The 20,441-nt window shown below is 63.0% G+C and carries 17 protein-coding genes; 4 read left to right on the top strand and 13 right to left on the bottom strand.

The window, feature by feature from the left end; all coding sequences use genetic code 11:
- Positions 1-90: 90 nt before the first annotated feature.
- From PMI31_RS11385 to PMI31_RS11370, 4 genes are all read right to left on the bottom strand, one after another.
- On the bottom strand, positions 91-1,077 hold the full coding sequence (locus tag PMI31_RS11385) for a lysylphosphatidylglycerol synthase domain-containing protein (protein WP_008018182.1): 987 nt from the start codon (positions 1,075-1,077) through the stop codon (positions 91-93).
- A complete protein-coding gene (gene clsB, locus PMI31_RS11380; protein WP_008018181.1) occupies positions 1,064-2,356 on the bottom strand; it encodes a cardiolipin synthase ClsB in 1,293 nt (430 codons plus the stop codon). The genes PMI31_RS11385 and clsB overlap by 14 nt, the downstream gene beginning before the upstream one ends.
- Entirely contained in the window at positions 2,353-3,117 is a 765-nt protein-coding gene (locus PMI31_RS11375) for an endonuclease/exonuclease/phosphatase family protein (RefSeq protein ID WP_043302351.1), read from the bottom strand. Before PMI31_RS11375 ends, clsB begins: the two co-directional genes overlap by 4 nt.
- A 245-nt stretch (positions 3,118-3,362) precedes the next feature.
- Positions 3,363-4,574, bottom strand: a complete 1,212-nt coding sequence (locus PMI31_RS11370) for an MFS transporter (protein ID WP_008018179.1) — start codon at positions 4,572-4,574, stop codon at positions 3,363-3,365.
- Between the two features lie 230 nt (positions 4,575-4,804).
- Between PMI31_RS11370 and PMI31_RS11365 the strand changes: the two genes are divergently transcribed.
- Positions 4,805-6,934, top strand: a complete 2,130-nt coding sequence (locus tag PMI31_RS11365) for a mechanosensitive ion channel family protein (protein ID WP_008018177.1) — start codon at positions 4,805-4,807, stop codon at positions 6,932-6,934.
- Between the two features lie 94 nt (positions 6,935-7,028).
- On the opposite strand, the gene PMI31_RS11360 is transcribed toward PMI31_RS11365, so the two are convergent.
- On the bottom strand, positions 7,029-11,354 hold the full coding sequence (locus tag PMI31_RS11360) for a DNA glycosylase AlkZ-like family protein (protein ID WP_008018176.1): 4,326 nt from the start codon (positions 11,352-11,354) through the stop codon (positions 7,029-7,031).
- A 305-nt stretch (positions 11,355-11,659) separates the two neighbouring features.
- Between PMI31_RS11360 and PMI31_RS11355 the strand changes: the two genes are divergently transcribed.
- The gene (locus tag PMI31_RS11355) at positions 11,660-12,544 is read left to right on the top strand and encodes a sugar nucleotide-binding protein (protein ID WP_008018175.1); all 885 of its coding nucleotides are present in this window, start codon (positions 11,660-11,662) and stop codon (positions 12,542-12,544) included.
- Positions 12,537-13,466, top strand: coding sequence for an NAD-dependent epimerase/dehydratase family protein (locus tag PMI31_RS11350; protein WP_008018174.1), 930 nt, complete (start codon positions 12,537-12,539; stop codon positions 13,464-13,466). The genes PMI31_RS11355 and PMI31_RS11350 overlap by 8 nt, the downstream gene beginning before the upstream one ends.
- Before the next feature lie 185 nt (positions 13,467-13,651).
- On the opposite strand, the gene PMI31_RS11345 is transcribed toward PMI31_RS11350, so the two are convergent.
- The 5 genes from PMI31_RS11345 to PMI31_RS11325 all read right to left on the bottom strand — a co-directional run bounded on the left by PMI31_RS11345 (position 13,652) and on the right by PMI31_RS11325 (position 17,841).
- Entirely contained in the window at positions 13,652-14,350 is a 699-nt protein-coding gene (locus PMI31_RS11345; RefSeq protein ID WP_008018172.1) for an OmpW/AlkL family protein, read from the bottom strand.
- Positions 14,351-14,612: 262 nt separating this feature from the next.
- Entirely contained in the window at positions 14,613-15,131 is a 519-nt protein-coding gene (locus PMI31_RS11340; RefSeq protein ID WP_008018170.1) for a DUF3299 domain-containing protein, read from the bottom strand.
- Positions 15,132-15,142: 11 nt separating this feature from the next.
- Complete coding sequence (locus tag PMI31_RS11335; protein ID WP_008018169.1) at positions 15,143-16,408, bottom strand: ABC transporter permease; 1,266 nt, start codon at positions 16,406-16,408, stop codon at positions 15,143-15,145.
- A gap of 1 nt (position 16,409) precedes the next feature.
- Positions 16,410-17,120 (bottom strand): ABC transporter ATP-binding protein, encoded by a 711-nt coding sequence (locus tag PMI31_RS11330; protein ID WP_008018167.1) that lies wholly within the window; start codon positions 17,118-17,120, stop codon positions 16,410-16,412.
- 130 nt (positions 17,121-17,250) lie between these two features.
- A complete protein-coding gene (locus tag PMI31_RS11325; protein WP_008018165.1) occupies positions 17,251-17,841 on the bottom strand; it encodes a DUF2796 domain-containing protein in 591 nt (196 codons plus the stop codon).
- A 135-nt stretch (positions 17,842-17,976) separates the two neighbouring features.
- Between PMI31_RS11325 and PMI31_RS11320 the strand changes: the two genes are divergently transcribed.
- Entirely contained in the window at positions 17,977-18,315 is a 339-nt protein-coding gene (locus PMI31_RS11320) for a hypothetical protein (protein ID WP_008018164.1), read from the top strand.
- Between the two features lie 88 nt (positions 18,316-18,403).
- Here the strand turns inward: PMI31_RS11320 and trxA are convergent, their stop codons facing one another.
- The 3 genes from trxA to PMI31_RS11305 are packed head-to-tail and all read right to left on the bottom strand — an operon-like array spanning position 18,404 to position 20,433.
- A complete protein-coding gene (gene trxA, locus PMI31_RS11315; RefSeq protein WP_008018162.1) occupies positions 18,404-19,276 on the bottom strand; it encodes a thioredoxin in 873 nt (290 codons plus the stop codon).
- Positions 19,277-19,315: 39 nt separating this feature from the next.
- Positions 19,316-19,972, bottom strand: a complete 657-nt coding sequence (locus tag PMI31_RS11310) for a class I SAM-dependent methyltransferase (RefSeq protein WP_008018161.1) — start codon at positions 19,970-19,972, stop codon at positions 19,316-19,318.
- Positions 19,969-20,433, bottom strand: coding sequence for a YbaY family lipoprotein (locus PMI31_RS11305; RefSeq protein ID WP_008018160.1), 465 nt, complete (start codon positions 20,431-20,433; stop codon positions 19,969-19,971). Before PMI31_RS11305 ends, PMI31_RS11310 begins: the two co-directional genes overlap by 4 nt.
- Positions 20,434-20,441: the final 8 nt, after the last annotated feature.

The following is a 20,441-nucleotide window of genomic DNA, read 5'->3' as shown; positions in this document are numbered from 1 at the left end:
CAGGATTTTGGGATGTTCAACAAATGTGGCTACCCCGGATCTTTGTGGGAGCGGGCTTGCCCGCGATGGCGGAACACCAGACACCACGGATCACTTGGATGTCTTGGCAATCCGCAACGCCTTGGCCTTGGCTTCCACCAGCAGGTACATCACCAGGGCAATCAGTAGCGGTAGAATGAAATAAATCGCCCGATAGGCCAGCAGTCCCGCCACCAGGCTACCCCGCGAAACCTCGTGTTGCAGCAGCGCCACGAATACCGCCTCGAGCACGCCGAGGCCGGCCGGGATGTGCGTGATGACCCCGGCGATGGCGCTGATCAACAGCACGCCGAGTACCAGTGGATAGTCCAGTTTGCTCGGTAGCAAGGTGAAAATCACCGCTGCCATCAACGACCAGTTCAGGGCTCCGACTGCCAGTTGCAGCACCGCCATGCGCAGTGACGGCAGGTCAATCTCAATGCCGCGAATCGCCCACTCCCGGCGTTTGGCAAACCGGCACGCTGCCAGGTACCCGGCGCTCAGCAGCAGTAACAAAACCCCCACGCTTTGCAGCGCACCACTGCTGAGTCTCCAGCCCGGCGGCATGCGCACCAGGCCGCTGCTGAACACGGCGCCGGCAATGACCATGTAACCGAACCAGTTGGTCGCCAGGCTCAGGCCAAGGATCTTCGCGATGTTGCTCTTGCTGACCCCGAGCCGTGAATACAGCCGGTAACGCATGGCGATGCCGCCGACCCAGGCACTCAGGTTCAGGTTGAAGGCGTAGCTGATGATCCCCACGGGCAGGATCTGCTTCCACGTCAGGTTCTGGCGGATGTAGGAGCGGCCGATCAGGTCGAAGCAGGCGTACACCAGAAAACTCACCAGGGTCAGTCCCGAGGCGATGATCAGCGTGCGCACCTTGAAATCGGCCAGGTTGTCGAACACTTCGTTCCATTCGATGCGCTGGGCGAGCATCGTGAACAGCACGATCAGCATCAGGAAAAACAGCATTGTCAGCGGTCGTTTCCAGCGCCTCCAGTGCGACTTGCCAGCGCTACTGGCGTGAGTTGCCGTGTGGGGTTCAGCGCGGTTCATGGTCAGCGCTCCCGGTCGGAGGGGGGACGGGTTTCAGACGAGGTTTATGCGCCGGCAACCAACCGGCCCACGCCGGGAAATGCCGCAGGAAGTGAAACACCAGAAAACCGACGGTCACGTGCCAGACACGCCCGCGTGGCGCGATGTCGGAAGACATGACCTTGCAGTGGTTATCGCTGAGGTCTTCCAGGCGATCGAACAGAAGTCGATTGAAGCCACGGTCGCGGATCAGCACGTTGGCCTCCAGATTCATCGACAGGCTCAACGGGTCAAGGTTGCTGGAGCCGACGGTGCTCCAATCTTCGTCCACCAGCGCGACCTTGCCGTGCAGCGGGCGGTCGCAATATTCGTAGATCTTCACCCCGGACTTGAGCAGGTAGTCATAGGTCATGCGCGCGGCGAGCCTGGCCACCAGCATGTCTGGCTGGCCCTGCAGGATCAGTCGCACATCCACGCCCCGACGGGCCGCGTTGCGGATCTCGCGCAGCAGGCGGAAACCGGGAAAGAAGTAGGCGTTGGCGATCACCACCCGCCGTTGTGCCTGGCGCAGCACCTGGCGGTAAACCTCTTCGATGTCGGACGGGTGTTCACCGTTATCGCGGTACACCAGCCGCACCTGGCCGTCGTGATCGCTCAAGGCCAGTTCCGAACGCCGCATCCGGCGTCGTTGCCACCAGTATCTGGCCCGCACCGGGCGACCGCATTGCAGCAGGGCGAAGTGATGGATGTCGGCCACCGCCGGGCCTTGCACCTCCACGGAATAGTCCTGTTTGGCCTCAGGGCCGAAGTCGGCCAGATGATCGGCGGAAAAATTGATCCCGCCGATGAAGGCGATGCTGCCGTCCACCACCACTATCTTGCGGTGCAGACGGCGGAACCAGTTGGTGCGGATGCCCAGGCGTTTCGGTGCCGGGTCGAACATTTGCAGGTGCACGCCGGCGGCGGTCAGGGCGGTGAGGAACCCGGCACTCAGTTCGCCGCAGCCAAACCCGTCGAGACTGACGGTGGTGCGCACGCCGCGCTGAGCGGCTTCGATCAGAATCTGTTGCAGCTCATTGCCAACCTTGTCCTCGAACAGAATGAAAGTTTCCAGCAGGATTTCACTTTGCGCCCGACGCAGGGCTGCAAATACCCGGGGAAAAAACGCTTCGCCGTTTTCCAGCAACTCGACGCGATTGCTGCCTTGCCAGCCGTATTCGACATCGACCGCTGCCGGTTCGTGGATCGGCGGGGCGGGGATGTCTTGCAATGTGGTTTTTTCCATCGGCTGGCTGCTCATAGCTCGATCTCCACCGACAGCGGGGCGTGGTCGGAAAGGTGCGACCAGGGCCGGGTGGTCAGCACTTGCGGATGGCTGGCCTTGAGGTTGCGCACGTAGATGCGGTCCAGGCGCAATGTCGGCAGGCGCGCGGGGAAACTGCGCGCCGGTTTGCCATGGTGCGCGGCGAAGACTTCATGCAAACCGCTTGGCTTGAGCAAGGCATCGGCGCGCTGGCGCCAGTCGTTGAAGTCCCCGGCGACGATCACCGGGGCGTCACCCGGCAGGGCGTCCAGGCGCTGGGCGAGCAATTTCAGTTGCGCCGTGCGGTGACTTTCGCGCAGCCCCAGGTGCACGCAAATGGCATGCACTTCCCGGCCGTCGTCGGGCAGGCGCAACACACAATGCAGGAGCCCGCGGTTCTCGTGGCCACCGATGGACACGTCGAGGTTGTCGTGGCGGATGATCTGGAATTTCGACAACAGCGCATTGCCGTGATCGCCCGCCGGGTACACCGCATTGCGTCCATAGGCGAACTGCGGCCACAGGGTGTCGGCGAGGAACTCGTATTGCGGCATCGCCGGCCAGTTGGTGTAGCGCTTGGGGTGCTGTTCGTGGGTGCCGTGGACTTCCTGCAAAAACACCACATCGGCAGATACACTGCGCACCGCTTCACGCAGTTCCGGCAAGATGAAACGCCGGTTGAACGCGGTGAAACCTTTATGGGTGTTGACCGTCAGCACCTTGAAACGACAAGTGACGGACGAACCCTGTACCCGCATGTCGGTTGCATTTGAGTGTGCGGGAACATCGGTGTGATTCGCTGTCATGTCGCCTCCCGCCTGACGGCCCCTGTTTTTGGATGACTCCGGGGCGGCGGCGAAAGTTTCGATGGGGCTACGGACGGTACACAGTCTTGAACTCACATCCATCCAATGTGGGGCTTGCTCGCGAAAGGGCTGTATCAGTCACATTAGTGCTGGATGTGCCGACGCCTTCGCGAGCAAGCTCGCTCCTACAGGGTTTATCAGTGGCCGGTGATAATGCGGGCAGAACCGTCGGCCGCTTCGGCGAACACCGGGCCGAGGCGATCAAGACGTCCACTCCACGCGGTCAATGCCAGCGCCAGCAACACCACCAGGCCGCCGATCCATGCAGTGTGAATCAAGCCCATGTGGGCGACGATCAGGCCACCGCCCCACGCGCCGCCGGCAATGCCGAGGTTGAACGCCGCGATGTTCAGGCCGGATGCCACGTCCACGGCCTGCGGGGTGTGATGTTCGGCCTGTCGCACCACGTACACCTGCAATCCCGGTACGTTGCCGAAGGCCACGGCGCCCCAGACCAGCACGGTGGCCAGCGCGAGCCAGGGATTGCCGGCGGTGAAGGTCAGTACGAACAACACGGCGGCGAGCAGGGCAAAAATGATTTTCAGGGCGTTGATCGGGCCGCGTTTGTCCGCCAGCTTGCCGCCCCAGATGTTGCCGACGGCCACGGAGATGCCGTAGACCAGCAACACCAGGCTGACGGTGCTGGCGCTGAAACCGGAGAGGTCCTGAAGTATCGGTGCGAGGAAGGTAAAGGCGATGAACGAGCCGCCGTAGCCGACGGCCGTCATGGCATAGACCAGCAACAGGCGCGGTTGCTTGAGCACCTGCAATTGCTGCAACAACGACGCGGGTTTGCTGTGGGCGATGTTGTTCGGCACGTAGATCAGGCTGCCAACGAAGGCGATGACACCCAATGCCGAAACGGCGAGAAAGGTTTCACGCCAGCCGAAATGCTGGCCGATGAATGTCCCCAGCGGCACGCCGGTGACCAGCGCCACAGTCAGGCCGGTGAACATGATGGCAATCGCGCTGGCGGCTTTTTCCTTCGGCACTAGACTGGTGGCGATGGTCGAGCCGATCGAGAAAAACACCCCGTGGGCCAGGCCGGTGACGATCCGTGCGAGGATCAACGACTCGTAGCTCGGTGCTTGCCACGCCAGCAGATTGCCGAGGGTGAACAGCACCATCAGCGACAACAGCAGCAACTTGCGCGGAACCTTGCCGGTGAGGGCGGTCAGCACCGGGGCGCCGACGGCAACACCAAGGGCATACAGGCTGACCAGCAGGCCGGCGGATGGCAGGCTGACGCCGAGGTCGGCACCGATGGTGGGTAACAGGCCAACGATGACGAACTCGGTCGTCCCGATGGCAAAGGCGCTGAGGGTCAGCGCGAGCAAGGCAATGGGCATGGCTGCAACTCCGGAGGTAGATTCGATGGAGCGCAGTGTCGGGGTTCGGGTTGTGCGGAAAAATACAGGGACGGACATTTGATATTTGCCTTGGGCGCAAAGATCGCGAGCGCGAGTGCTAGTCTGTGCCACAGGCAGGCATCGTCGTTCTGCTATCTGCGGGCAAAAGCCGAACTTGCACGGTATTTCTCGATCAGTTCCTTACAGACACAGGCAAAGGAGCGGGTGCTTTGATCAGGCTCAAGACCGCGATACTGCTGGGGGCGTTGCTGTTTCTGGGCAGCGAGCAACTGGAAGCCGCCGCGATACCGGGGCTGCCGGCCACCGCGACCGCCGCGACGCCGCCGGCACACCCTGAGCCGCTGGTGCAAGGCGGGTTACTGGGGGCCATCAGTTCAAGCATCGACGAGGTCCAGTCCAGGCTTGATCTCAATCAGAACCTGGTCGACGCCTGGCGCTTGCGTGCCGACCGCGCGGCCGATGAAGTGGATCAGTTGGTCAATCAGCCTTCGGCCCGTTCGGCCTGGAGTGTCGCCAGCGATTTCCTGCTGTTGACCTGCGTGTGGACGGCCGTGTTTGCCTGTCTTTGGCTGCTTGGGCGGATGACCGCCAGGCGTCTGTGCGAGCACCGTTTACTGCTCAGTCGCGAACGGGGCCAGGCGTTGCTCGGTTACGTGCTGCCCTACACCTTGCCGGCGGTGGTCAGTCTGCCGTTAACAATCTATGCCAGCCAGTTTTTGCCGATATCGGCCGGTCGGGCGCTGGCGCTGTGTCTGGCTTATGCCGCAAGCGCGGGGATATTTTCCGCGTCATTGGTGATGTCGCTGGTGGTGGTATTCAATGCCGGGCACAAGCGGCGGGCGGTGCAGATCATCCGCGAGAACAGTCCCCGGCCGTTATTCGGTATCGGCTTTCTGGTGGCCTTGAGCGATGCCCTGACCAGTCCGCAGATCGCCCATCAACTGGGCAACAATCTCACCAGCAGCATCGCCGTGTTCACCGGGTTGGCGGCGTCGATTGCCTTCGGCTTGCTGGTGATCCGCCTGCGGCGCCCGGTGGCCCATGTGATCCGCATCCTGCCGCTGGCCCAGCGCCTCGGTCAGCCGGCGTTGCGTGAAACCCTGCGGATATTTTCCGGGCTTTGGTATTGGCCGATTCTGTTGATGGTACTGGTTTCGATCATCAACCTGATCGGCGCCGGGGTGGACAACCAGAGAGTGCTGCGCAGCGCCTTGTTCACTACGGTGTTGCTGATTGCCACGGTGTTTCTCAGCACCACGCTGCACCATCTGTTCAAGGCGCGCAGCGCAGCGGACCTGCGCCGCAGCGGCGCCTACAAGGAGCGTTTTCTCAACTTGTCCCATGCCTTGCTGCGCATCGGCATGGCCATCGTGTTCATCGATATCCTCGGGCGGATCTGGGGCGTGTCGCTGTTCGAATTCGCGGTGAGCAATGCCGTGGGCCGGGCGATCAGTGACTCCCTGAGCCATATCGGCCTGATCCTGCTGGTGACCTGGATGGTCTGGGTGGTGCTCGACACGGCGATTCAGGAAGCCCTGAAACCACCGGCCAACAAGCGCTCGGCGCGCCAGCCGAGTACGCGGGTGAAAACCATCCTGCCGCTGCTGCGCAACGCGATCAAAATCATCCTGGTGGTGATTTGCGCGATCACCACCATGGCCAACCTGGGGATCAACGTCGCGCCGTTCCTGGCCGGTGCCGGGGTCATCGGCCTGGCAATCGGTTTCGGCTCCCAGCAACTGGTGCAGGACGTGATTACCGGGCTGTTCATCATCATCGAAGACACCCTGTCCATCGGCGACTGGGTGGTGCTTGATTCCGGGCATGCCGGCACAGTCGAAGGCCTGACCATCCGCACCTTGCGCCTGCGCGACGGCAAGGGCTTCGTGCACTCGGTACCGTTTGGGCAGATCAAGGCCGTGACCAACCAATCGCGGCAATTCGCCTATGCGTTTTTCTCGGTGCAATTCACTTATGACACCGATGTCGACAAGGCCATCGAGCTGATCCGCGAGGTGGGGCATTCCATCAGCAGCGACCCGTTCCTGCGCTACAACCTGCAAGGGCCGCTGGATGTGTTTGGCGTCGACAAAATGGACCTCAACGGCGTGGTGCTGACCGCGCAATTCCGTACGGTGTCCGGGGGCCAGTATGCCGTGAGCCGGGCTTTCAACCAGCGCCTGAAAAAGCTTGTGGATAACTGCCCGTGGGTGCATTTCGCGCAGACTTATCCACAGCAGGCGCTGGTGCCGAGGCATCCGGTCGAGCCACCACTCGAGGCCGGGCATGAGCCGGATCATTCGGCGGTGTTGATGCCGGATAGGCTGCGGTCTCAATAGCAACACTCCTGTAGGAGCTGGCTTGCCAGCGAAGGCGCATGGTCAGGCAACACTGATGTTGAGCCTGACGGCCTCTTCGCTGGCAAGCCAGCTCCTACAGATAACTGTGTTGAATCAGTTTTTTATGTATTTCAGCGCCCATCTGCTGATCCAGTTTCCCCCAGAACTGCTGCTTGCCGGCAATCTCGGCGGCGACCGGCAACCCGTCGCGATACACCAGCCGATTGCTCGCCAGTGCCGGCACCTTCGCACCCGGCAACAGCGTGCCGGCGAGGTTCAGCGGATCGACCCCGCACACCGCGACCAGACTGCCGTCATGAGGCCGACGCCGCACCTCCCGCAACAATGGAATCGCCTCGGGCAAGGCGAATTGCTCACCCGCCAGGCCGCTGACAAAGCGTCCGCCACGAATCTCGCCGCGTGCCTCCAGACGATGGAACGTACGCAGCAGTTCGCGCCAGCTTGGCAGCCAGTCCGCCTCTCGTTCCAGCAAGCGCCAGAACACCACGCCGTAGCGGCGTAGCAAGGTCATGGCGATGTGTTCCAGCGTTTCGGCCAGTGCGGGCGAGGGACGCTGGTTTTCCGCCACCGGCGCGGCAGGCGCGCGTCGCAGCAAGGCCCAGCGCCCGGCATCGTCCATGCCTCCGATGAATGCTCCGCGTCCACGCCGACTGTTGCGTGGCTGGCGCTTGCTGGCCGGGGTGATCAGTGCACGCAACCCGGCGAAGCTGTCGGCGTTCACCAGCCCGGCGCCCACCAGTTCCTGCAGGGCGATTTCCAGTTCCGAACGCAGCAGATGGGCCTCATGGATCAGCTCATCGAAAAACAGCGCGCCATGCTGGCTGAGGGCGGCGTGGACCTTTTGCGTTTTCGGCGACAGTTCGCTGACCGGCGTCTGTTCGGCCAGGCCGCTCCAGAGGCCGACCCGGTTGCGCGGCAGCAAGACAATCGGCGTGCTGCGCAGCGCGGTGCTGGCGCTTTTGTTGTGCGCAGTCAGGCGCGTCCACACCAGCCTGCCGCTGCGGCACAACTCATCCAGCCAGGACGCCGAGTAGTTCTTGATTCGCGCCGGCAGTATGTCGCTGTCCCAGGCTGAAGCGGCGGCGGGGTAGCCTTCGAATTGCGCGACGACGGCTGGCAATACCGCCGCGCCCTGGCCCTGGCTTGCAGTCGACACATGCTGCCAGTCGAACAGGAATCGCATGAAATCCTGCAACGCCACCGGCTCGATTTCCCGACGCAGGCGCTTGACCGTATAGCGGTGAATCCGCGCCAGCAAATGCCGCTCGCACCATTCTTCCCGGGTAGTGCCCGGGGTGAAGCGACCGCGCAGCACGTAGCCTTCACGTTCCAGTTGCGCCAGGGCTTGATTGACCTGCGCGGCGGGCAAGCCGAGTGGTTCGGCAATGGCATTGAGTGGGAGCGGTCCGAAGGCGCTGAGCCTTGCGCGGATCAGTTCGAGTACGGCTTCCTCGGCTGCCCAGGCTTCATCGAAGTCCGGCAGCGCTTGCAGGGGCGGCGTCCATTCGGCGTGTGGATAAATCGCCCGCAAGCAGGTCAGGCGCTCCAGCGCCAGCCACAGCGATTGCCCGGCGTTGATCTGCATACGGCTGGCGCGTCCGCTGTCGGCCAGGCTACCGAGCCAGTCGAGCCACAGCGGATTGGCGCTGGCCTCGGCATCGCTGATGCACGCCAGGCTCATCAAGGCTTCGTGCATTTCATCGACACCGGAGGGCGCCGGCCAGGCTTCGTCGCGTACGGCGGCAATCGCTTCGGCGTCCAGCGCGCCGAGGTCGTCGGTGGATTGCGGGTCGCTCCAGCGGCGATTGAGCACCGCCTGGGTGCGGCGCTCCTCCAGCGGCGCATCGTCGAGAAAGGTATAGGGCCGGGCGCTGAGAATCTCTGCCGCCAGCGGTGAGGGTGCCGGCAAGTCGCGGCTGATCAGGCGAATGTCGCCGCGTTCCATGCGCCGCAACAAGGCCAGCCAGCCTTCACTGTCCATGGCATCGTGCAGGCAGTCATCGAGGGTTTGCTCTACCAGCGGATGGTCGGGAATCTCCCGTTCGCCGGCGAGGTTTTCCACGCAGGCGATCTGATCGGGAAACACACTGGCGATCAGGTCTTCGCTTTTCATCCGCTGGATCTGCGGCGGGACTTTGCGCCCGCCGCTGTAGCGCGGCAGCGCCAGGGCCACCCCGGCATTCCAGCGCCAGCGCACGCCGAACAGCGGCGCGTCGAGCACGGCCTGAATCAGCAGGTGCTCGGCGCTGTTGCTGTGCAGGTAGCGCCAGACATCGTCCAGTTCAAAACTGTGGCTGGTGGACAGCGACAGCACGATGGCGTCTTCGCTGGCGGCGGCCTGTAATTCGAAGTTGAAGGTGCGACAGAAACGCTTGCGCAGGGCCAGGCCCCAGGCGCGGTTGATGCGGCTGCCGAACGGCGTGTGAATGACCAGTTGGGTGCCGCCGGACTCGTCGAAAAAACGCTCCATCAGCAGCGTGTCTTGTGATGGCAGGGCGCCCAGTGTTTGCCGCGCGCGGGCCAGGTAGTCCACCAGTTGCTCGGCGCTGGCGAGGTTCAGGCCCAGGGTGTCGGTCAGCCAGTCGAGCGCGGGCTGCAAGTTGCCAGGCGCGGCACCCAGCAGGTCGTCGAGCTGAGCCTGCAAACGTGCTACCGCCGAGGACAATTCGGCGCTGCGCCCCGGCGCTTCCCCGAGCCAGAACGGAATGGTCGGTGGCTGGCCCTGGGCATCCTCGACCCGCACCTTGCCGGTTTCCACGCGCAGGATGCGATAGGACGTATTGCCCAACTGGAAGACATCTCCGGCGATGCTTTCCACCGCGAAGTCTTCGTTGATGGTGCCGATGTTCAGCCCTTGAGGCTCGAGCAATACGCTGTAGTCGGCGTTGTCCGGAATAGTCCCGCCACTGGTCACCGCCGTCAGTTTTGCGCCCCGGCGACCGCGCAGGGTGCGGCTCACGGCGTCGCGGTGCAGGTAGGCGCTGCGGATGCCCTGACGCCCGTTGTAGCCTTCGGCGAGCATGTGCAGCAGCGCCTGGTAGTGTTTGTCGTCGAGTCCGGCGTAGGGCGAGGCGCGGCGCAGCATCTCCAGCAGCGCTTGTTCCGGCCACTCCTGGCAACTGACCTCGGCGATGATCTGTTGTGCCAGCACGTCCAGCGGCGCTTGCGGGATCAACAAGGTATCGAGTTCGCCCCGGCGTACGCAGTCGAGCAGCGCGGCGCACTCGATCAGGTCGTCGCGGGTGGTGGCAAACAACCGGCCCTTGGGCGTACCGCCGACCTGGTGCCCGGAGCGCCCGACCCGTTGCAGAAACCCGGCAATCGAGCGCGGCGAGGCGATCTGGCACACCAGGTCGACGTCGCCGATATCGATCCCCAGTTCCAGCGACGCCGTGGCGATCAGCACTTGCAGGTCGCCGCGCTTGAGTCGCTGCTCGGCGTCCAGGCGAAACTCCTTGGCCAGGCTGCCGTGGTGGGCGGCCACGGCGTCCTTGCCCAGGCGTTCGCTCAGGTGACGGCTCAGGCGCTCGGCCAGGCGCCGGGTGTTGACGAAAATCAGCGTGGTCCGGTGTTCCCGGGCGAGGGCGGCGAGGCGGTCGTAGACCCGTTCCCAGACATCGTTGGCCATCACTGCCGACAGCGGCACGGGCGGTACTTCGATGTCCAGGTCGCGGGGGCGGGCGTGGCCGATGTCGACGATCTCGCACGGACGGTCGCGACCGACGAGGAAGCGCGAGACGGCTTCGATCGGTTTTTGCGTGGCCGACAGACCGATGCGCAGAAGTGGTTGTGCGCACAATGCCTGCAGGCGTTCAAGGCTCAGCGTCAGATGGCTGCCGCGTTTGTTGGCAGCCATGGCGTGGATTTCGTCGATGATCACCGTTTGTGTCGTGCCGAGCATCTGCCGACCGGAATCGGAACCGAGCAACACGTACAGGGACTCCGGCGTGGTCACCAGAATGTGCGGTGCCGTCTTGCGCATCGCCGAGCGATCTTTTTGTGGTGTGTCGCCGGTGCGCACGGCCGTGGTGATCTGCAATTCGGGCAGGCCCATCACGCGCAATTGCTCGGTAATACCGGCCAGCGGGTTTTGCAGGTTGATCTGGATGTCGTTGGACAGCGCCTTGAGCGGCGAGACGTAGACCACCAGCGTTGCGTCGGGCAAGCCTTCGGGGCTTTCCAGGCCGCGATGCACCAGGTCGTCGATGACGGCAAGAAAGGCGGTGAGGGTCTTGCCGGAGCCGGTGGGCGCGGCGATCAGGGTCGAGCGCTGCTGGCGGATCAACGGCCACGCCCGGGCCTGGGCGGCGGTGACCGCTGCGAACGTGTGGCTGAACCAGGCGCTGACGGCGGGGTGAAAGCCGCTCAGGGCACTGTCTGCGGGGATGGGCAGGTTCATGCAGCAAGTTATGCGGGTGGGGGCGCAAGATGCAAGTACCACTCGGGGATCTCTAGCGGCCTTCAGGGCCTCTTCGCGGGCAAGCCCGCTCCCACAGGGTTCGGCGTACACAAATCCATTGTGGGAGCGGGCTTGCCCGCGAAGGGGCCAGAGGCAGCACCACAAATCCCGCGGATCTACACTTTACGGATGACGGTTGCGCACTAAACCCGCAAAATGCAACGATTCCGGCAATTACCAACGACATCGCCTGGGCGCGATGTCGATAAAGCCATTGTTTCAATCAGACTGGGCCTGCTGACTCTATGCGAATGCGCCTTATGTTACTGGGCGGCGGAAATGCCCTTGGGCAGGCGCTGATTCGCCTCGGTGCGGAGGAAGACATCGGTTTCCTCGCCCCCCGCCCGCCGCAAGACGGCTGGGATGCCGCGAGCCTGACACAACTGCTCGACGACACCCGTCCCGATGCATTGATCAACCTTGCCTACTACTTCGACTGGTTTCAGGCAGAGGCGGTGAGCGAACAGCGCCTGGCCGGCCAGGAGCGTGCGATCGAGCGTCTGGCGGAGCTGTGCCAGCACCACAACATCGTTCTGCTGCAACCTTCCAGCTATCGCGTGTTCGACGGCTCCCGCGCCACAGCCTACAGCGAAAAAGACGAACCCGTGCCATTGGGCCTGCGGGGCCAGGCGTTGTGGCGGATCGAACAAAGCGTTCGCGCCACCTGCCCGCAACACGTACTGCTGCGTTTCGGCTGGCTGCTGGACGACAGCCCGGACGGCACCCTTGGCCGCTTCCTCGCCCGTGCCGAACAACCCGAAGAACTGCTGATGGCCGACGACCGGCGCGGCAATCCGACGCCGGTAGACGATGCCGCCCGCGTGATCATTTCAGTGCTAAAACAACTCGATTGCGCTGCGCCGCTGTGGGGCACCTACCACTACGCCGGGCATGAGGCGACCACGCCGCTGGCGCTGGGGCAGGCGATTCTGACCGAAGCCCGCAGCCTGCATCCGCTGGCCATCGAAGCCCCGACCGCCCAGGCCCACGCCGCGCGTCCGGATGCTGCCGAAGAGCCGCAGCACGCGGTGCTGGCCTGCAAGAAAATACTGCACACCTTCGGGATCAAGCCGCGCGCCTGGCGTGCGGCGCTTCCCGCTCTACTGGACAGGTTCTATCGCCATGGCTGACGGCCCCATTTTGATCACCGGTGGTGCCGGATTCATTGGTTCACACCTGACTGACGCCCTGCTTGCCAAGGGCCATGGGGTGCGGATTCTCGATGACCTGTCCACCGGCAAGCGCAGCAATCTGCCGCTGGACAATCCCAAGGTCGAACTGATCGTCGGCGACGTGGCCGATGCGGCTTTGGTTGCCCAGGCGATGGCCGGTTGCAGCGCCGTGGCGCATATGGCTGCCGTGGCTTCGGTGCAGGCCTCGGTGGACGATCCGGTGAAAACGCACCAGAGCAACTTCATCGGTACGCTGAACGTCTGCGAAGCCATGCGCCAGGCCGGGGTCAAGCGCGTGCTGTTTGCCTCCAGCGCGGCGGTGTACGGCAACAATGGCGAGGGCGAGTCGATCGACGAAGACACGCCCAAGTCGCCGCTGACGCCCTATGCGGCGGACAAACTGGCCAGCGAGCACTACTTCGATTTCTACCGCCGCCAACATGCGCTGGAGCCGGTGATTTTCCGCTTCTTCAACATCTTCGGCCCGCGCCAGGATCCGTCCTCGCCGTACTCCGGGGTGATCAGCATTTTCAGCGAGCGTGCGCAAAAGGGCCTGCCGATCACCGTGTTCGGCGATGGCGAGCAAACCCGGGACTTTGTCTACGTCGAAGACCTGGTCGACCTGCTGGTGCAGGCCATCGAGAAGCCTCGGGTCGAAGTCGGTGCGGTCAACGTTGGCTGGAACCAGGCAACGACCCTCAAGCAAATGCTCGAAGCGCTCGAAGCTGTAGTCGGCAAGCTGCCACCGGTGAGCTACGGCCCGGCGCGCTCCGGTGACATTCGCCACTCCCGGGCGAACAACCGGCGTCTGTTGGAGCGCTTCACGACCTCGGAGCAGACCCCGATGCGTGTGGGGCTGGCGCGGTTGCTGGGGCGATAGATCGCTTCCATGCGGACATGAAAAAGGCGCCTTTTTACAGGCGCCTTTTTCACGGCCGGAATTTACCTTGATGCGGATGGATTCCCTGTGGCGAGGGGGGCTTCCCCCGTTCGACTACATAGCAGTCGCCGTCAGTTTCAAGTCTGCTCACCAGCAAGCCTCATTCACCACCACGTGAACGTTCTTTAGAACTTGTAACCCAGACCCACCATGTAGATGAACGGGTCTACATCGACGTCCACCCGTGCCCGGGTACCTGGGGCAATCGAGTTGTTCTCGACGGTGGCGCGGGTATCGATGTCGATGTAGCGCACCTGGGCGTTGATCATGATGTTGTCGGTCAGCATGTAGTCAGCACCGACTTGCCACGCCAGGCCCCAGGAGTTTTCCGCCTTGAAGTTGCTGAAACCGGCGGACTGCGCTTGGCTGCCAACGTGTTCGTCGTAGATGTAGGTGTAGTTAATGCCGCCACCGACGTACGGCTGGAAGGCCGACTTGGGATCCAGCGGGTAGTACACCAGGCTCAAGGTCGGCGGCAGGTGCTTGAGGGTGCCGAGTTTGCCGTTGGCTGCGCTCAGAGCCGTGCCCTTGAGTTTCACATCATGCTCGAACGGTGTGGCCGCCAGCAGCTCGATACCCAGGTGGTTGGTGAGCATGTAGGCGAAGTTCAAGCCCAGTTGCGTGTCGCTGCTCATGGTCGCCTTGCCACCCAGGTCGGCACCAGCGAGCGGGCCTTGATCGACCTTGACGCTGGAACTGTCGGCCTCCGGGTTGACGGTGATTGCACCGGCGCGAATGAGAATGTCGCCGGCCTCGTGGGCATGGGCGAGCGGGGCTGCGAGCGCGAGGGCAAGCAGCGAAGCGCTGAGCATGGACTTGTTCATGGGGGCTCCAGAGGACGTTAAAAATTTTGATGTCCAATGGTAAGCCGGCTAACTATTCGGTCTTTTGATGCAGCTCAAGGAAAGTGGGAAGGGGTTGGATTTTGTGGTGTTTTTGCTGGCCTCATCGCGGGCAAGCCCGCTCCCACAAGGAATTGCGCAATGCTGAAGATCTGTGTTTCAGCACCTGACCCTGTGGGAGCGGGCTTGCTCCGGGCGGCGATCCGACGATGGCGATTGTATTGGTGACAGGGAAACTCCGGGTTCACTCCGGCAGTTCATACAGATAAATCTTGTCCGCCTCCATCTGATATCCGGCATCCGCCAGCTCACTGGTGGATGCCTTGACCTGCAACGCGCCTTCGATCCAGTACGGCTGATACAGCTCGTCGAGCTTCACGCCGACTTCACTTTTGACGTGCACGATCTGGTTCGACGGTGGTGGTGGTACGTGGATGCAGGCGCCAAAGTACGGCACCAGCAGGAACTCCGTGGTCCGTCCTTCCTCGCTGACTTCCAGCGGCACGATGTAGCCCGGCAGGCGAATGTTCTGGCCATCGAGGGCCTTGACCACCGGTGCGTTGGGCAGCTCCTGTCTGGCCGCCGGTGCGGACTCGGCCGCCAGGGCATTGCTCATCTGTGACAGGTCGTGCAGCGGCGTCATGTTCGGCACTTCTTTCGGCGCATCCGGCGGGATCATCTCCGACCAGGTCAGGTCTCGCGGCTGGGCTGCCCACAAGGGCAGGGCGACCAGCATCAACAGCGCAAGTACAGCGCGGGGCATTTTCAATGTCCTCATAAACGGATCGACAGGCCATCGGCCAGGGATTGGCGATAGGCGCGCCAGGCTGGCACGCAGCCCATCAGCAGCGCGGCGATGAGGATGCCACCGAGCAGCGTCCATTCATACTCGCTTGGCCAGGACAGCGGCAGGAACAGGCCGTAGTTGGCTTGCACATAACCTTGGGCCGCCGCGATGCACACATACAGCAACGCCAATCCGGCGATCACGCCCGACAGTGCCAAGGCAAAGGCTTCGAGCACCAGTAAGGTCGCGATATGCCAAGGTCGCGCACCCACCGAACGCAGGATCGCCATCTCCCGGCGGCGTTCGTTGAGGCTGGTGAGAATGGCTGTCAGCATGCCGATCAATCCGGTCAGCACCACAAACAGCGAGACCACGAACAAGGCTTTTTCCGCGGTGCCCATCAGGCTCCACAGCTCCTGCAACGCCACGCCCGGCAGGATCGCCAGCATCGGCTCACCGCGGAACTCGTTGATTTCCCGTTGCAGGGCAAAGGTCGAAATCTTGTTGTTCAGACCGAGCATGAACGCGGTGATCGCTTGCGGCGTGAGGTCCATGTTGCGCGCCTGATCGGCCGTGATGCGACCCTCGCCCCGGGCCGGTACGCCATTGTGCCAGTCGATGTGAATCGCCTCTATGCCGCCAAGGCTGATGTGCAGCGTGCGGTCCACCGGGGTGCCGGTGCGCTTGAGAATACCGACCACGGTGAACGGCTTGTCGTCGTGCTTGACCAGGCTGATCGCCGCCACGCCGTGGGCCAGCACCAGTTTGTCGCCGAGTTTGTAGTGCAGCGCATCGGCCACTTCGGCGCCGAGCACCACTTCGAACGGGTCGGTCGCAAACGCCCGGCCATCGGCCAGTTCCAGGTGTTGCTGGCGTCCGTACTGGTAATGCTCGAAGTAGGCTTCGGTGGTGCCCATCACCCGGTAGCCGCGATGGGAGTCGCCGAGGGACATCGGGATGGCCCACTTCACTTTCGGGTTGTTGGCGAAGTGTTCGAAGCTGTCCCAGCGGATGTTGTTGGTGGCGTTGCCGATGCGGAACACCGAGTACAACAACAAGTTCACTGAGCCGGAGCGGGCGCCGACGATCAGGTCGGTGCCGCTGATGGTGCTGGCGAAACTGGCCTTGGCTTCGGTGCGCACGCGCTCCACCGCCAGCAGCAGGCACACCGACAGGGCGATGGCGAACGCCGTGAGGATCGCGGTGAAGCGGCGGTTAGCCAGGCTGGCCATGGCTAGACGAAACAAATACATCTCAGACCTCGGACGGGGTGGCGGCGCGATTGAGTTCGGCCAGCGACAGGTTGTGATCGAACAACGGCGCAAGGCTCTGGTCGTGGCTGACGAACAACAGACTCGCCCCGGCTTCGCGGCATTCGGCGAACAGCAGGCGAATGAAGTTCTCGCGGGCGTCGTAATCGAGGGCCGAGGTCGGCTCGTCGGCGATCACCAGTTCCGGCTGACCGATCAGCGCGCGGGCGGCGGCGACCCGTTGCTGCTGGCCGATGGACAACGAGTCGGCGCGGCGACCGAGGATGTTTTCATCCTTCAGGCCCAGGTGGGCGAGCAGCGTCGCGGCCGCTTTGTCGACGCTGCCGTGGCGTTGTTTCGCCCGTTCGGCGCGCAGTTTCGAGAAGTGGCAGGGCAGTTCGACGTTTTCACGCACCGACAGAAACGGCAGCAGGTTGAATTGCTGAAAGATGTAGCCGGTGTGATCGACGCGGAAGTGGTCGCGGGCACCGGCCGAGAGTTGCGTCAGCTCCTGGCCGAGCAGGCGGATACTGCCGCGATCAGGTTTTTGCACACCGCCGAGCAAGCCGAGCAGGGTGGTCTTGCCGCTGCCGCTGGGGCCTTTGAGGAACAGGGTTTCGCCGCGCTCCAGGCGAAACGCCGGAATGTCCAGCAGTGGCGGGTGACCGGGCCAACTGAAGCCCAGGTCGGACAGTTCGATGAGTGCTTGGGTCATTTAGCCGATTTCATGGGTGTTGAATAACCTGTAGGAGCCGGCTTGCCGGCGATGAACGATGACGCGATTTTATGCAGGGACCGCGGCGTGCCTATCGCCGGCAAGCCGGCTCCTACAAAGGCTGGTGAATTCAGAATTTGAGGGCAGCAGCCTTGTCCGTCACTTCAACGCCTTGCTGCCCGCTCGGGCCGATCAGTTGTACCTGAATTTTCCGGGTGGCCGGGAAGCTGGTGAAAATATTCGCCAGGTCCAGCGACTTCAGTGCCGCCGGTGTGGCGCAAGTGAACTGATAGCGAGCTTGGATTTCGCTGTGATCATGGTGATGTTCGTGGCCGTCTTCGTCCTTGGCGTCTTCATCGTGATCATCGTCGGCATCGGGTTTGTCGCCGAACAACGGGCTTTCCAGTTCCTGGTTTTCCACCACGCAACCAGCGGCTTTTGGCAGGTTGAACAGGGCCAGCGGTTGCTCCAGTCGGGCGCGGGCGACGGCGACCTTGGCCTTGTCTGCGTCGCTGGTGGCGACGTGCTCGAAACCCACCAGGTTCATGGCCGGGCTTTCCAGATCCAGCTCCAGGGTCTGCCCGTCCAGCGCCGCGTTCAGACGTCCCACGCCATGTTCGTGGGCGCCCAGGCTGCCATGCTCATGATCGTGTTCGGCGGCGGCATGGGCGACGGCCAATGGCAGCATGGCAAACGGCAGGGCAAGAAGCAGACGACGCATGACGAGTCTCCGAAAAGTAAAATGAAGAATATGTTATGTAATCTTATAACGTAAGTGCGGGGAGTTTGACTGTCCGCTTGGCGTTGCACAAGTCCCATGGGAGCATGCAGGCAAGAAATGTGCGGGAGCAGACCTATGTTGCGAATTCGCGGAAGCATCGGCGACTGGCCGGTGGATTTGACCCTGGAGATGGACGACGCAGATTGGGCGCGACTAGGGGCGCAGTTGCAGGTGGAAAAATCCGCAGTCAGCGCGCCAGCGGCGAAACCGCTGAATCAGGATGATGCGCTGTGGCAGATCGCCCGGGATTTGTTGCGCAAGGCCGGGCAGCTCAGCGGGCCGGATCTGCTCGATCAACTCGAAGGCCTGACCGGCAGCGCGGCGGCGGGCAAGCGCCTGTTGGTGCGGTTGCGCCACAGTCCGGACGTGAAGGTGGAAAGCGGCACCGATACGCCGATTTACCGCTGGTTGTAGGAGCCGGCTTGCCGGCGAAGGGGGCCTTGAGCATTGTGCTGTCTTTGAGACCGCCTTCGCTGGCAAGCCAGCTCCTACAAGCTCGTGATTAGTAGAGCGCAGCAAACAACTTGCGGCGGTACGTGCTGACCAGCGGGTGGTCATTGCCCAGCAACTCGAACACCTGCAGCAAGGTCTTGTGCGGCAAGCCTTCGCTGTAGCTGCGGTTGCGGATGAACAGCTTGAGTAACGCATCCAGCGCGGCGTCGTACTGCTGACGGGCCAGTTGCTGGATGGCCAGTTGATAGACCGCTTCATCGTCCTGGGGATTTTTCGCCAGTCGGGCCTTCAGGTCGGCGGCATCCGGCAAGTCCCTGGCCAGGCCGAGAAACTTGATCTGTGCCTTGGCGCCGGCCAGCGCGGCCTTGTGCTCGTCGCTCTTGACGGCATCCAGCACGGTTTGCGCTTCGCCCAGTTCACCACGCTCGGTCAGGCAGCGGGCGTACAGGATCAACGCCTTGGCGTTGGTGTTGTCTTCACCCAGCAGCACTTTGAGCAGGGCTTCGGCATCGGCAAAGCGGCTGTCATCGAACAGCGCCTGGGCCTGTTCGAACGGATCGGCGGCGGCCGGTGGCGGCATCTGCACATGGGGTTCGAGCAGGGCACGCACAGCGGATTCCGGCTGAGCGCCGGCAAAGCCGTCGACAGGCTGGCCGTCCTTGAACAGCACCACGGTCGGCAGGCTGCGGATGCCGAAGCGGGCGACGATGTCTTGCTCGATGTCACAGTTGACCTTGGCCAGCAGCAGCTCACCCTGATAGCTCTCGGCAATGCTCTGCAACATCGGCATCAGCACTTTGCAGGGCGCGCACCATTCGGCCCAGAAATCCACCAGCACCGGCTTGTGGAAGGAGTTCTCGATCACCGACTGGTCGAAATCGGCAGTCGTGGCGTCGAAGATGTACGGCGTTTCCTGACTCATGGGCAATCTCGTAAAAGCGTGAATGGAGCAACTATACGGTCAGGCGCGGGCGGCGTGATAGAGGCTCACATGCCGAAACTCGTGGGGCTCGGCCAGATCCGGCAGGGTCATGGCTTCGAGCATTTCGATGCGCCGGTACAACGGATGGCGAAAGTCCCGTACTCGGGAATCCGCCACCAGTGCCTCTCGGCCGCGGCTGAGGAACTGGTCGAGCAACGGCAGGTTGGCCCGGTCGTACAGCACGTCCGCCACCAGAATCAGGTCGAAGCGATCAGCCTCGGCGAAAAAGTCCGTCGAGTAATCGAGCTGTACGTCATTGAGTTCGGCATTGGCCCGGCACGCGGCAATCGCCAGCGGGTCGAGGTCGCAGGCCAGCACTTCCAGGGCGCCGGCCTTGGCAGCGGCAATCCCCGCTACCCCGGAACCGGCACCGAAATCGAGTACCCGCTTGCCTTCGACCCAATGCGGGTTGTCGGCCAGATAGCGGGCCACGGCCAGGCCGCTGGCCCAGCAGAAACTCCAGTACGGTGGCTCATGCAGGATGCGCCGGGTTTCTTCCGGGCTGAAGGCGCGGTCCATGTTGTCGCCGTCGATCAGCCACAGTTGCAAATCGGTTTCCGGCAACGGGCAGGCCACCAGTTGTGCGTCGCCGAGCAGTTCAGCCAGGGCCCGTTGCAGGTCGAGCGGCGTACTCATGGAGCTTTGACGAATTGCAGTTGGCCCAGGGCCTGGGTGGTCGGCTGGGTAATCAGCTGTGACGGCAGGTGCAGGATCAACTGGCCCGACTGACTGGCGCGGCCTCGCAGTTCCACACGGGCACCGACTGGAAAGGCATCCGGGTTGAAGCGCAGGTGAAACGGCAACACCTGGTTGTTGCCGATCAGGCTGGAGCTGGCGAGCAATTGTTGCGGGCGGTCTTTTTCGTCGATGACCAGCAATGCCAGTTCGACTTCGGCACCTGCCGGCACGCCTTGCAGGGTGCCGCTCAGTTCACGCTGATAGGCGGGCAAGGGGCCGAGCTCAGCCGCCTCCCTGGCCTTCTTCTGCGCCTGTTGCGGCGCCGGGCCTGGCGTTGGCGGCTGGGGCTTGGGCGCATCGCTGCCGCAAGCCACCAGCAGGCTGAAAACACTGAGCAAAACGAGCGGACGTAACGACATCGGTGGCT

This window comes from Pseudomonas sp. GM55, from assembly GCF_000282395.1.
Classification (GTDB): domain Bacteria; phylum Pseudomonadota; class Gammaproteobacteria; order Pseudomonadales; family Pseudomonadaceae; genus Aquipseudomonas; species Aquipseudomonas fluorescens_CC.
Note: the sequence above shows the minus strand (reverse complement) of the source record. Positions and strands in the feature narration are given on the sequence as shown.